Source organism: Halopseudomonas sp. L-58, from assembly GCF_056859475.1.
In genome coordinates, this window is record NZ_JBSXON010000050.1 from 73,748 (window position 1) to 86,170 (window position 12,423).

Here is a 12,423-nt window from a genome sequence, read left to right on the forward strand (position 1 = left end):
GAGACAAGTCATATCCGTGTATCACACGCTGTCTTACACTCATGCAAAAATTGTGTCAACTCACCCAGGAGAGTGTCATGGCCTATTGGCTGATGAAATCCGAGCCCGATACCTTTTCCATTTCCGACCTGGAGCGCCTGGGGCAGGCTCCCTGGGATGGCGTACGCAACTATCAGGCGCGCAACTTCATGCGCAACATGCAGCCCGGTGACCAGTTTCTGTTTTACCACTCCAGCTGCCAGCCACCCGGCATTGCCGGTATCGGTCGCATCATTGGCGAACCCTACCCGGACCGCACCGCCATCGATCCCGACAGCCCTTACTACGACCCGAAAGCCAGCACTGAAAAACTGCCATGGACGGCAGTGGACGTGGCATTCGAGAGAAAGTTCCCAACCCTGTTGACACTCACCAGGCTGCGCTCGCTGAACGGGCTGGAGGCGCTGGCATTATTACAGCGAGGCAGTCGGCTGTCGGTGATGCCGGTCACGGAGCAGCAGTGGCAGATTGTGCTGGGAGCAGCATAACTGACGCCCTCTGGCCGGCAACCCGGCAATGTGCTATCAGTAGGAGGCAACCTCGGGAATATCTATGCCAGTACCCGTTATAGACCGCCATGCAAAGAAGCTTCCTGCGCTGATCGTCGTTCTTTGTTGCGCCCTGGCGATCGCGCTGTTCGTTGTCTGGCGCGCACTTTATCTTGCTGAACAGGAGCAGGCCCGCGCGCGCCTTCAACTTGAGTCCGACGCACTGGCGCACCAGATTGAGGCCCATTTCGGCAATCAAACCGAGGCCCTGCTTCGGCTCGCCAAGCGATGGCCACTGCACAGCAGCCGCCGAGATCTGTGGAATAGCGATGTCGAGCAGTTGCTGCACGACTTTCCGAGCTTTCAGGCCATCGAGTGGCTGGATCGTAACTACCGGATGCAATGGGTCGAGCCACTGGCAGGCAATGAAGCCGCCGCCAATCTGGTGTATCAGCCGACCCATCCCAATTACCCGGTTCTGCTCAGCTCAGGTAGCAGCGGCCGGCCACAGCTGAGCAACGCCTTCACTCTCGCTCAGGGTGGTCTCGGCATGGCCTATTATGTGCCGCTTTATCTGAAGGATGGGGAGTTCGACGGCTTTCTGATCGGCATCTTCCGTGTCGAGGTGCTGCTGAACGACCTGGTGCAGCACCTGCACACCGAACCGATGAACCTGCGGCTACTCGAGAACGAAAAGATGCTGTTCAGCACCGGCGCAACCAACCTGCCCGGCGCGAACTGGAACGTCGGCAGCCCGGTTCGCCTGGGCGGTAACAACGATTTCCGGCTGCTGATCTACCCAAGCCAGCAATTGCTTGAACGCGCCACCACGGCTCTGCCGGCACTGGCAACCGGCACCAGCACACTGATTGCCATCCTGCTCTGCTGCTCGCTCTGGCTGGCGGTGCGCGTTGCACAACGCAACCGCCAGGTAAACGACAGCAACCGCCGGTTGCAGGCCGAAATCGCCCGGCGACAGAAAACCGAAGAAATCCTCAAGCAGAACCAGGCACACCTCAGGCTGGTCAATGACATGACCGACAACAGCCACGATGCCCTGTTCATCATCAGTCTGGCGCCCCTTGAGATTGTCTACCTGAACCGCACCTGCTGGCAGGGGCTCGGCTACACCGAACAGGAGCTTCGTAATCTGGTGCAGGTTTCCCCCACAGACGTGATACCCGACGCAGCACAGTGGCTCGCAGACCTGCGCAAGATGCTCAAGCGCGAGGGTGATGCGATCTTCCAGAGGCGGGTCATGCATCGTGACGGACACAGCGTACCGCTTGAGGTCAGCGTTCGCCACATCCGCCGCATGGGCAGGGACTACCTGATCTGCGTCGGCCGCAACAACAGCGAGCAACTGCAGATTGCAGAGCAACTGCAACGCCTGTCTCACCAGGACGGCCTGACAGGGTTGTTCAACCGCCGCCACTTCGACGACACCATGCTCAGAGAATGGCGCCGACTGCGCCGCGAGCAGGCTCCACTGGGACTGCTGATGCTGGATGTTGATTATTTCAAGCGATTCAACGACGAACTGGGTCACCAGGCTGGCGACGACGCCTTGCGACAGCTGGCAGCCGCCCTGAATAGAGCCCTGACCCGTGAGGGAGACTGCATTTGCCGTTACGGCGGCGAGGAGTTCGCGGTCATCCTGCCCGGTGCCGACGCCAGCCAGTGCCTGCAGGCAGCCGGACGGGTACACGAAGCCGTGGCCAAAATCGCCATTCACCACCCGAAAACCTCAGTGGCATCCGGCCTGCTGACAGTCAGCATAGGCGCCGCCAGCCTGATTCCGGCCTCCGACAAAACACCGGATGACCTGATCCGCCAGGCGGACCTGGCGCTCTATCAGGCCAAGACCAACGGCCGCAACCGCACCGAACTGGGTGATGAGACAACCACCTTGTAACACTCAGCCCAGATAGAGACGATAGGCCGGATTGTCGGTCTCGTCCCAGTACGGATAACCAATGGCTTCCAGCGCCGCAGGGATCAGATGCCGCTCAGACTCGGGCACCTGCAGTCCGGCAACCACACGGCCATAGGCCGCGCCGTGGTTACGGTAATGGAACATGGAGATATTCCAGCGTCCGCCCAACTTGTTGAGGAAGTTGAACAAGGCACCGGGGCGCTCCGGAAACTCGAAACGGAACACCTGCTCGTCAGTCACGTGTTCGGCATGACCGCCGACCATGTGACGCACATGCAACTTGGCCAGCTCGTTGTCGGTCAGATCCAGCACCGGGAAGCCGTCCGCAGCCAGTTGGCTGACCAGCTTGTCGCGCGGATCGAGCTCCGGATGGGTCTGCACCCCGACGAAGATGTGCGCCTCGCTGCCAGTGTGATAGCGGTAGTTGAACTCGGTGATCGCCCGTTTACCGATGGCCTCGCAGAACTGCTTGAAGCTGCCGGGCTTTTCCGGGATGGTCACCGCCAGCAGCGCCTCGCGCTTCTCGCCGATTTCCGCACGCTCGGCAACGTGGCGCAGACGATCGAAGTTGATATTGGCGCCCGAGTCGATGGCCACCAGCACCTGGCCGCTGCACCCTTCGCGCTCCACATATTTCTTGATGCCGGCAACACCCAGACAGCCGGCCGGCTCGCAGATCGAGCGAGTGTCGTCGTAGATATCCTTGATCGCTGCACACATCTCGTCGGTGGTGACGGTAATCACTTCATCAACATACCGGCGACAGACCTCGAAGGTGTGCTCACCGATCTGCGCCACCGCCACGCCGTCGGCAAACAGACCAACCTGGCCGAGCACCACCCGCTCATCGGCGGCCATGGCGGCCTGCAGACAGGCTGAATCCTGCGGTTCGACGCCGATCACCTTGATGTCCGGGCGCAGATACTTTACGTAGGCGGCGATACCGGCGATCAGGCCGCCCCCACCGACCGGGACGAAGATCGCATTCAGCGGACCCTGCACCTGACGCAGAATTTCCATTGCCACGGTACCCTGACCGGCAATGGTGTCCGGGTCGTCGTAAGGGTGGATATAGACGAAGCCCTTTTCCTTAACCAGCTTCTGCGAATAGGCCAGCGCTTCATCAAAGGCATCGCCGTGCAGAACCACCTTGCCGCCCCGGGCCCGCACCGCCTTGACCTTGATCTCGGGCGTGGTGCGCGGCATCACGATGGTCGCCTTCACGCCCATATGACGCGCAGCATAGGCCAGGCCCTGGGCATGGTTGCCGGCTGAGGCCGCGACCACGCCACAGGCGCGCTGCTCGTCGGTCAGCTGGGCCAACTTGTTGTAGGCGCCGCGAATCTTGAACGAGAACACCGGCTGCAGGTCTTCACGCTTGAGCAGCACGGTATTGCCCAGCCGCTCGGACAGAAAGGGTGCGGCGTGCACCGGGGTTTCCACCGCCACATCGTAAACCGGGGAGCAGAGAATCTTCTTGACGTAGGTTTCCAGCATGGGTGAGGTCAACTGATCGCAGGGGATGGGAAAGGCGCCAGTCTAGCGAATCACAGCCCGCGCGACTACACGCGCGCCCCTGCAACCCCGTATAATCGCACTCTTTGCCCAGCCAACGATGAGGAGCCGAGATGACCCAGGACGAAATGAAACAGGCGGTAGGACAGGCCGCCGTTGAGCGCCTGCTGCCACATCTGGATGCCAACAGCATCGTCGGGGTGGGTACCGGCTCCACCGCCAACTGCTTCATCGACGCCCTGGCCAAGCACAAACTGGCGTTTGACGGCGCCGTCGCCAGCTCCGAAGCCACCGCCGAGCGTCTGAAAGGCCACGGCATCGCAGTCTACGATCTGAACAGCGTGCCGCAGCTGGACTTCTATGTTGACGGCGCCGACGAAAGCAACGAAAACCTCGAACTGATCAAGGGCGGTGGCGCCGCCCTGACCCGTGAAAAAATTGTCGCCGCCGTAGCCAAAACCTTTATCTGCATCGCTGACGAAAGCAAACTGGTGCCGGTGCTGGGCGAGTTCCCGCTGCCGGTCGAAGTCATCCCGATGGCGCGCAGCCACGTGGCCCGCGAGATCGTCAAGCTCGGCGGCGATCCGGTTTACCGTGAAGGCTGCGTGACCGACAACGGCAACGTCATCCTCGACGTCTACAACATGTCGATTGTCAACCCGAAGCAGCTGGAAGCCGACCTCAACGCCATCGTCGGGGTGGTCTGCAACGGCCTGTTCGCCGCCCGTCCGGCTGACGTGCTGCTGCTGGGGACACCACAGGGCGTGCGTACTATCGAGCGCAGCTGAACCGCTGCGCTACTGGCCGGGTACGAAGCGATAGAACAGGTTCGGCTCGCTGACCATATACAGCCGCCGCTGCCGATCTATCGCCAGCCCCTCCGCCTGCGGCACCGTTTGCTGCAGGCCGCCCATGCCTCTCCAGAGCCCAAGCAGGCCGCGCGGATGCCCCTCTTCGTCATACTCAACCACCATGTTGGACTGATCGCTCAGCAACAGCAGATGGCCGGTTTCATCATGCAGACTCAGCGAAGACAGATCACGCATAAACAGCCGCGGCGAGCCCGGGGGTTTCAACTCGGTAATGTGCACGCTGATGACCGCTCCAGGCTCAGCTCCAACGAAGCCGGTTACCGCCAACACCCTTAGCGGATCACGCTCCTTGACCACCAGCAGGCGGCGCTGACGCGCATCCCAGGACAGGCCCTCAAACCCCTTGTTGCCGTTAAGGTCGAGACCGATCACCAGGCTGGGTGCGCCAGCCACATCAATCTGCTCAGCTCCGCTGGGCACCTCGATCTCGATCAGACGCTGGGTCCGCTCTTCCGCAATCACAAAGCGGTCATCGACGACATGGGTCAACCCCTCCATGTCCACCACCCCGTTGATCCGCACCTTACGCAGCAACTGACCGTCCGTCGACAACTCGACCAGCAGCGGCTCGCCATTAAGCACCGCAAACAGCGTTCCCGTTTCAGGATTGAAGGTCAGCGCAGAGACATCGTCGTCCAGCCCTTGAATAGGCTGAGCCTGGATATCGGCCCGGTAGTGATCGAGCTCCAGCGAATCGACATGGGGAGGAGCCTGATGCATCCGCCAGCTATGCCACCAGATGGCATCAAGATGAAGATAATGAATACCCGCTGCAGCACCCAGCAGCAAAAGGACCACGGCAAGCAAAAACTTCTTCATATTTGGCTTCCGACAGCGGAACGGAGCAGCGTCAGACCGCTGCCGGTGCCATAGGTTCATTCGGCGATGCGTGTCTGCACCTGCAGCTTACCGGCAATGGCCAGGGTCAGCTCATCACCGGGGTTGAGTACGCCAACACCAGCCGGGGTACCGGTGATAACAACGTCGCCCGGCAGCAGACTGAACTCGTTCGCGATATGCCGCACCAGCGCCACAATCGGCGTAATCATTTCCGCTGCGCTACCCTGCTGCCGGCGCTCGCCATTGATGTCCAGCTGCAGAGACAGCGCGTGCAGATCACCCGCATGGGCCTTGGGCACGAATGGCGACAGCGGGCAGGCGCCGTCAAACGCCTTGGCGCGCTCCCAGGGATGACTCTTGGCCTTCAGCTGATCCTGCAGCTCACGCAGAGTCAGATCCAGTGCCAGGCCCACGCCAATGATCGCCGCCTCGGCTTCTTCCTCGCTGACCATACCGCTCAGCGGCGCACCGATCAGCAGCGCAATCTCCGTCTCGTAATGCACCGGGCCGCGCCCCTGCACCAGCTTGATCGACGGAGCCATCGGCACCACCGAGGTCGCCGGCTTGATGAACAGCAGCGGCTCGGTCGGTACCGGGTTGTTCAGCTCGCGGGCATGCTCGGCGTAGTTGCGACCGACACACACCACCTTGCCCATTGGCAGATCAATCACACTGCCGTCTACATACTGATGCTGGTAGGTCATATACCCTGCTCCCGCTTTTGCCTTTGCTTGCCGCTTGAAGCTTGAAGCTGTCAGTTGAATATCTTGCCGGGGTTCATGATGCCGTTGGGGTCGAACACGGCCTTGATTGCTTTCATCACTGCGATTTCCTCCGGGCTGCGGCTGTAGGTCAGATAGTCGCGTTTGGTCATGCCGACGCCGTGCTCGGCAGAGATCGAGCCGTTGTACTTCTCGACGATCTCGAACACCCACTTGTTAACCGTCGCACACTTGGCGAAGAACTCGTCCTTGGACAGATTCTCGGGCTTGAGGATATTCAGGTGCAGGTTGCCGTCACCGATGTGGCCGAACCAGACGATCTCGAAATCCGGGTAATGCTCGCCAACGATATTGTCGATGTCATGCAGGAAGGCCGGCACCTTGCCGACGGTCACAGAGATGTCGTTCTTGTAGGGCGTCCAGTGGGAGATGGTTTCCGAGATGAACTCGCGCAGCTTCCACAGATTTTCCAGCTGCTGCTGGCTCTGGCTCATCACGCCATCGAGCACCCAGCCCTGCTCCACACAGTGCTCGAAGGTCGCCAGCGCGTCGTTGGCAATGTCCTCGCTGATCGCTTCGAACTCCAGCAGCGCGTAGAACGGGCACTCGGTTTCGAACGGCGCGGGCACATCGCCACGGCCCATGATCTTGGCCATCGCCTTGTCGGAGAAGAACTCGAAGGCCGTCAGATCCAGCTTGTCCTGAAACGCGTGCAGCACCGGCATGATGGAATCGAAATCCGGCGTACCCAGCACCATCGCAGTCAGATTCTTCGGCGCACGTTCCAGACGCATGGTCGCCTCAACCACAAAGCCCAGCGTACCTTCAGCGCCGATAAACAGCTGACGCAGATCGTAGCCGGTGGCGTTCTTGATCAGGTCACGGTTCAGCTCCAGCAGCTCGCCGGTACCGGTGACGACCTTCAGGCCGGCCACCCAGTTGCGGGTCATACCATAGCGAATTACCTTGATACCGCCGGCATTGGTGCCGATATTGCCGCCAATCTGGCTGGACCCGGCGGAGGCGAAGTCCACCGGGTAGTACAGCCCCTTTTCCTCGGCAAACTGCTGCAGCTGCGCGGTCACCACGCCCGGCTGGCAGACCACGGTGCGGTCGTAAGCGTTGAACTCGCCAATCTGATTCATGTAGTCAAACGACACCACGATCTCGCCGTTGGCAGCCACCGCCGCCGCCGACAGGCCGGTACGGCCACCGGAGGGCACCAGCGCCAGCTTCTGTTCGTTGGCAAAGCGCACAATCGCCTGCACCTGCTCAACGGTCTTTGGAAACACAATCGCCAGCGGAGCCGGAGCAAAGTGCTTGGTCCAGTCCTTACCCCAGTTGTCGAGGGATTCGGCGTCGGTCCGCACCTTGTCCGGATCAACCAGCGTCTTGAGGGTTGCAATCACAGCGTCTGGGGTCATGGCGAGCTCTCAAAGGGAATTCATGCAACGCCTGAACACATTTCATGCGCAGCCAGGCATCAAAAAAGGCAGATTATGCTAGCATACGCGACTTCCGAAACAGGACCCCTCCGTCGCATTCCGGGGCAGACGGGTTGCTCGGCCTTCCTTCATCAGCATTTTGGGTAACTGCACCATGACCATGGCCAAAACCTCGCTGGACAAAAGCAAGATCAAGTTTCTGCTCCTCGAGGGCGTACACCAGACTGCGGTCGATACTCTGAACGCCGCTGGCTATACCAACATCGAGTACCACACGGGTTCGCTGCCGGAAGAGCAGCTGAAAGAATCCATTGCCGACGCTCACTTCATCGGCATCCGTTCCCGCACCCAGCTGACTGAAGAGATCTTCAGCCACGCCAACAAGCTGGTCGCGGTCGGCTGCTTCTGCATCGGTACCAACCAGGTTGATCTCGACGCCGCCATGCGTCAGGGCGTAGCGGTATTCAACGCGCCGTACTCCAACACCCGTTCGGTTGCCGAACTGGTGCTGGCCGAAGCCATTCTGCTGCTGCGCGGGATTCCCGAGAAAAATGCCTCCTGCCACGAAGGCGGCTGGATCAAGAGCGCTACCGGCTCCTATGAGATCCGCGGCAAGAAGCTCGGTATCATCGGTTACGGCTCGATCGGTACCCAGCTGTCGGTTCTGGCAGAAAGCCTTGGCATGCAGGTGCTGTTCTACGACGTCGTCACCAAGCTGCCGCTGGGCAACGCCACCCAGGTAGGTTCGCTGAACGAGCTGCTGGCAGAGGCCGACATCGTCACCCTGCACGTGCCGGAAACCGCTGCCACCAAGTGGATGATCGGCGAGAAGGAAATCCGCACCATGAAGAAGGGCGGCATTCTGATCAACGCCGCTCGCGGCACCGTGGTCGATATCGACGCACTGGCTGCAGCGCTGCGCGACAAGCACCTGAACGGCGCTGCCATCGACGTATTCCCGGTTGAGCCGCGTGCCAATGGTGAAGAGTTCGTCAGCCCGCTGCGCGAGTTCCAGAACTGCATCCTGACCCCGCACATCGGTGGCTCGACCATGGAAGCTCAGGCCAACATCGGTCTGGAAGTCGCCGAGAAGCTGGTTCGCTACAGCGACAACGGTACCTCCATTACCTCGGTCAACTTCCCGGAAGTCGCTCTGCCGTCACATCCGGGCAAACACCGCCTGCTGCACATCCACGAGAACGTGCCGGGCGTCATGAGCGAGATCAACCAGGTGTTCGCTGCCAACGGCATCAACATCTGCGGTCAGTTCCTGCAGACCAACGAGAAGGTTGGCTACGTCGTCATCGACGTCGATGCCGAGTACTCCGATCTGGCTCTTGAGAAGATCCAGCAGGTCAAAGGCACCATCCGCGTTCGCGTGCTGTTCTAAGCAGCTCGCTGCAACGCCAAAAGGCGCAACCTCGGTTGCGCCTTTTTCGTTTTATGCGCGCCCTCTAGCTCTGAAGCAGCGCAGCCAGATCAGCAAGCTGCTCTTCGTTGAAAACCCGCACACCCGCCTGTCGCAACGCCGCCGCGGCCACGCCCTCACCCGACACGCGCACGCCGCTGAAGCTGCCATCATAGGTTTCGACATTACCGCAGGACGGGCTCCGTGCCTTGAGCAGCGCGTAACGGATACCGTGCCTGCGCACCAGCGCCAGCGCCTGCTCGGCGCCGCGAACAAAGGGCGCGGTGACATCCTCGCCCTGATCGGTATGCACCGGCAACCGTCCGGCCAGCACCTCTGCGCCCTGCCCACCGGGAATTTCGGCAGGCGGGCGTGGCGTCGGCAGGCCTCCGGCGACTTCCGGGCACACCACGACCAGTCGCCCCTGCGCCTGCCACTCCAGCAATTGCTGCAACGGATCAAAACCGCCACCGTCATAACGTACCCGCTGACCCAGCAGGCAGGCACTGACCAGAATCCTCTCCATGCGTACTCCCAGAGTGGCTGCGCGATGGAGCGATCAGCGCAGCAGCGGGTTATCCGGCCGACGGCGGAACCAGCCGGTCAGGCTGGCGCGCTCAAAGCGCGACGCCAGCACTTCATGCTCGACATCGGCACTGGTAAAAATCACCACGGTGCCGGCCCGCGGGGCAACATCGCGCTCGCCATCCGCCAGAAACAGGCGCAGCTCACCGCCATCGCCCGGCTGCCACACCGAGTTCAGATAGGCTACCACCGATATGGTGCGCAGCGGGCTGTCCTGAAAACGATCGAGATGGCGCTGATAGCCGGCCCCGGGCGGATATAGCGCATAGTGGGTTTCAAAGGTATCGAGCCCGAGAAACAGGCTGCGGTTGAGCGCTTCACGCAGCCCGTCCATCAGCGCCATGTACGCTCGACCGGCTGCCGTTGGCGGGCACTCATCCAGCCAACGGGTGTAGTCACCGCGAATACCTGGCACGACCAACTGACTGTCACCGCGGCCGATGGCTGCGGGCGTGAGGTCATCCTGCTGCCAGAGACTTCGGCAGTCTCGCTCCAGCGCCTGCGCCAGCGATTCGGGCAGAAACTGCTCCTGCACGGACCAGCCACGCTCGGCCAACTCATCAGCCACGCACGCATAACGTGAGGCCGGTACCAACGGGAACTCGGACATAGTGACACTACTCAAAGGGAGGGACGTCTACTCGTCGCTGTTGGCGGAGGGCTGGTACGCGGCAGGAGAAGAGCATCTGCTACCGTGCGCAGCAACGAGACCCGCATTTTAGGTGATCACCCCCAACAGGCAAGCAATTTTGCGCACCGCCAATCCAGAGAAAATCATGCCCCAAACATTGCTCCGCGCCGCACAGGGCGCACTCTTCGCCGGACTTGTCTGCCTTGGCCTCTCGGTTCAGGCAGAAACCCACCAGTTGTACCAGGCTTCCGGCATGAAAACACATCAGGAACACTTCCAGCAGGCCTTGAGCAAGGCTAGCAGCCGGTACGCTGCCCAGCTGCCCGCAGCACTGGCCGACAGCCTGATGCGCAAAAGCAGCGAACGTTTTGCACCGGACCGCATGGAAGCGCGCGCCATGGCGAGCCTATCCGTCAATCTGTCAGACCAGCAGCTGAGCGAAGCCCTGCGGTTCTACCGCAGCGATCTTGGCCGGTTGATCACTGCCGCCGAAACCCGCGCCACCTCCCCCGCCGAGGTCAGCCGGATGCAGGCCGGCTTGCCTGCGCAGAACCCGAGCGCACAGCGGGCAGCACTGCTGAATCGGCTTGGCAAACAGCTTCCGGCACTGGACATGGGCGAGGAAGTATCGCTCGCGCTCGCCAGTCTGGCGACCCAAAGTGCGAACGATATGCTGGGCGGCCTGCTGACCATTCCCGACGGGCTGGCGGACCAGCGCCGCGGCACACTGCGCGCCCAGATGGAACCCAACCTGCCGCAGACCCTGGCCTACGTCTACCGTGACCTGACGGATCAGCAACTGAGGCGCTACGCCGACTGGAGCGAGTCCGATGCGGGCCGCGCCTTTTTCCAGGCCGCCAGCGCCGCCGCGCGCGATGCACTGAACCCCTAAGCCAGGCGACTTAACCTGCCAGCCGCGGCGCCAGCCAGTCCAGGTACTGCTGGCGCAACGTCTGGTGCTCGTTGGCCAGGTGGTGGCGCGCCGTCGGCAAGTAGAAGGTGTCCGGGCGGGTGAACTTGCTCTCCAGCACCTGCAGATTGTGCTGCCAGTCGACCGTGCCGTCTTCCTGGCCCTGAATGATCAGCGGCCGATGGGCGACCGAGGCCGCTGACTCGATGCGCGGAATCCAGCGCTCCAGAGCCTGCACCCAGGCTACCGGCAACACCTGCGGCTGCAACGGGTCCTGGCTGCGAATGAAATCGAGAAACGCCTGATCGGTGGAGTTGTCGGTGAAACGCCGACTGAGCTGCTGGACAAAACCGCCAAACAGCTTCAACCCCATTTGCGAAAAGGCCCACTGTTTCGGACGGACCAGCGGCGCCATCAGCACCGTCTGCCCCAGCTCCGCCGGCAGCGGTCCATGCAGCAGGCGGTCGATCAGAATCGCGCCACCGGTGCTTTGCCCGAGCATGTGCCAGGGCGCCGGCAGCTTCCAGCGCAGCGCCTGCTCCAGTACGCCATCAAGCACTTTCTGGTAACGCAAAAAACAGTCGATACTGGCCCGTTCGCCACTGGACAGGCCATGCCCCGGCAAATCGAACGCCAGCACCGCGTAATGCTGCTCCAGTGCCCACTCAATCAGATGGCGGTAAAGCCCCATGTGATCGTAGTAGCCATGCAGGATCAGCAAGGTGCCGCGCGCCACAGGCGGCTTCCATATCTGAGTGGCCACGCTGAAGCCATCGACATCGATTCGGCCCAGGTGTTGTTCAGCCCGGTCACGAAAATCGATGCCGTAATAGCCAGCGTAACGGCGGGCCGCCTCGTCCGTCGCCAACCCCGGGTCAAATGCCGGGAGGCGTTCAGCGAGGGATGAGAAAAAAGCCTGATCCATTCGGTATCCAGTCAGCTGGGGAGAAGCAGACCCGCAGGTCACGCCCTGATCTGCCGCAGACCCGGGACATTTGCGCCTGTCGGGCATGCTTTGCAACACATCATCGT

At 61.4% G+C, this 12,423-nt stretch carries 12 protein-coding genes; 5 read left to right on the forward strand and 7 right to left on the reverse strand.

All coding sequences use genetic code 11. The annotated features are described in order from the left end of the window. Positions 1–77: 77 nt before the first annotated feature. Together AC13EY_RS06485 and AC13EY_RS06490 are read left to right on the forward strand one after the other, a co-directional pair. Complete coding sequence (locus AC13EY_RS06485; protein ID WP_482877688.1) at positions 78–527, forward strand: EVE domain-containing protein; 450 nt, start codon at positions 78–80, stop codon at positions 525–527. 64 nt (positions 528–591) lie between these two features. After that, positions 592–2,442, forward strand: coding sequence for a sensor domain-containing diguanylate cyclase (locus AC13EY_RS06490; protein ID WP_482877690.1), 1,851 nt, complete (start codon positions 592–594; stop codon positions 2,440–2,442). Positions 2,443–2,445: 3 nt separating this feature from the next. On the opposite strand, the gene ilvA is transcribed toward AC13EY_RS06490, so the two are convergent. After that, complete coding sequence (gene ilvA, locus AC13EY_RS06495; RefSeq protein ID WP_233048977.1) at positions 2,446–3,960, reverse strand: threonine ammonia-lyase, biosynthetic; 1,515 nt, start codon at positions 3,958–3,960, stop codon at positions 2,446–2,448. Between the two features lie 131 nt (positions 3,961–4,091). Here ilvA and rpiA point away from each other — a divergent pair, with 131 nt between their 5' ends. Then, positions 4,092–4,766, forward strand: coding sequence for a ribose-5-phosphate isomerase RpiA (rpiA, locus tag AC13EY_RS06500; RefSeq protein ID WP_285677451.1), 675 nt, complete (start codon positions 4,092–4,094; stop codon positions 4,764–4,766). A 9-nt stretch (positions 4,767–4,775) separates the two neighbouring features. On the opposite strand, the gene AC13EY_RS06505 is transcribed toward rpiA, so the two are convergent. From AC13EY_RS06505 to AC13EY_RS06515, 3 genes are read right to left on the reverse strand one after another with little or no spacing between them, the layout of a single operon-like run. Continuing rightward, positions 4,776–5,669, reverse strand: a complete 894-nt coding sequence (locus AC13EY_RS06505; protein ID WP_285677452.1) for an SdiA-regulated domain-containing protein — start codon at positions 5,667–5,669, stop codon at positions 4,776–4,778. Positions 5,670–5,725: 56 nt separating this feature from the next. Then, positions 5,726–6,394: a fumarylacetoacetate hydrolase family protein gene (locus tag AC13EY_RS06510; RefSeq protein ID WP_482877691.1), complete on the reverse strand. Its 669-nt coding sequence runs from the start codon at positions 6,392–6,394 to the stop codon at positions 5,726–5,728. 50 nt (positions 6,395–6,444) lie between these two features. Then, positions 6,445–7,836, reverse strand: a complete 1,392-nt coding sequence (locus tag AC13EY_RS06515) for an FAD-binding oxidoreductase (RefSeq protein WP_088274491.1) — start codon at positions 7,834–7,836, stop codon at positions 6,445–6,447. A gap of 181 nt (positions 7,837–8,017) precedes the next feature. Between AC13EY_RS06515 and serA the strand changes: the two genes are divergently transcribed. Further along, complete coding sequence (gene serA / locus AC13EY_RS06520) at positions 8,018–9,247, forward strand: phosphoglycerate dehydrogenase (RefSeq protein ID WP_228245566.1); 1,230 nt, start codon at positions 8,018–8,020, stop codon at positions 9,245–9,247. 64 nt (positions 9,248–9,311) lie between these two features. Here serA and AC13EY_RS06525 read toward each other — a convergent pair whose 3' ends face one another. Both AC13EY_RS06525 and AC13EY_RS06530 read right to left on the reverse strand, forming a co-directional pair. Further along, on the reverse strand, positions 9,312–9,791 hold the full coding sequence (locus AC13EY_RS06525; RefSeq protein WP_233048973.1) for a 2-thiouracil desulfurase family protein: 480 nt from the start codon (positions 9,789–9,791) through the stop codon (positions 9,312–9,314). A 33-nt stretch (positions 9,792–9,824) separates the two neighbouring features. Next, a complete protein-coding gene (locus AC13EY_RS06530; RefSeq protein WP_228245458.1) occupies positions 9,825–10,460 on the reverse strand; it encodes a 2OG-Fe(II) oxygenase in 636 nt (211 codons plus the stop codon). A gap of 166 nt (positions 10,461–10,626) precedes the next feature. Here AC13EY_RS06530 and AC13EY_RS06535 point away from each other — a divergent pair, with 166 nt between their 5' ends. After that, positions 10,627–11,373: a DUF2059 domain-containing protein gene (locus tag AC13EY_RS06535; RefSeq protein WP_482877693.1), complete on the forward strand. Its 747-nt coding sequence runs from the start codon at positions 10,627–10,629 to the stop codon at positions 11,371–11,373. Positions 11,374–11,383: 10 nt separating this feature from the next. Here the strand turns inward: AC13EY_RS06535 and bipL are convergent, their stop codons facing one another. Continuing rightward, the gene (bipL, locus tag AC13EY_RS06540; RefSeq protein WP_269688060.1) at positions 11,384–12,316 is read right to left on the reverse strand and encodes a phospholipase BipL; all 933 of its coding nucleotides are present in this window, start codon (positions 12,314–12,316) and stop codon (positions 11,384–11,386) included. Positions 12,317–12,423 lie beyond the last annotated feature (107 nt).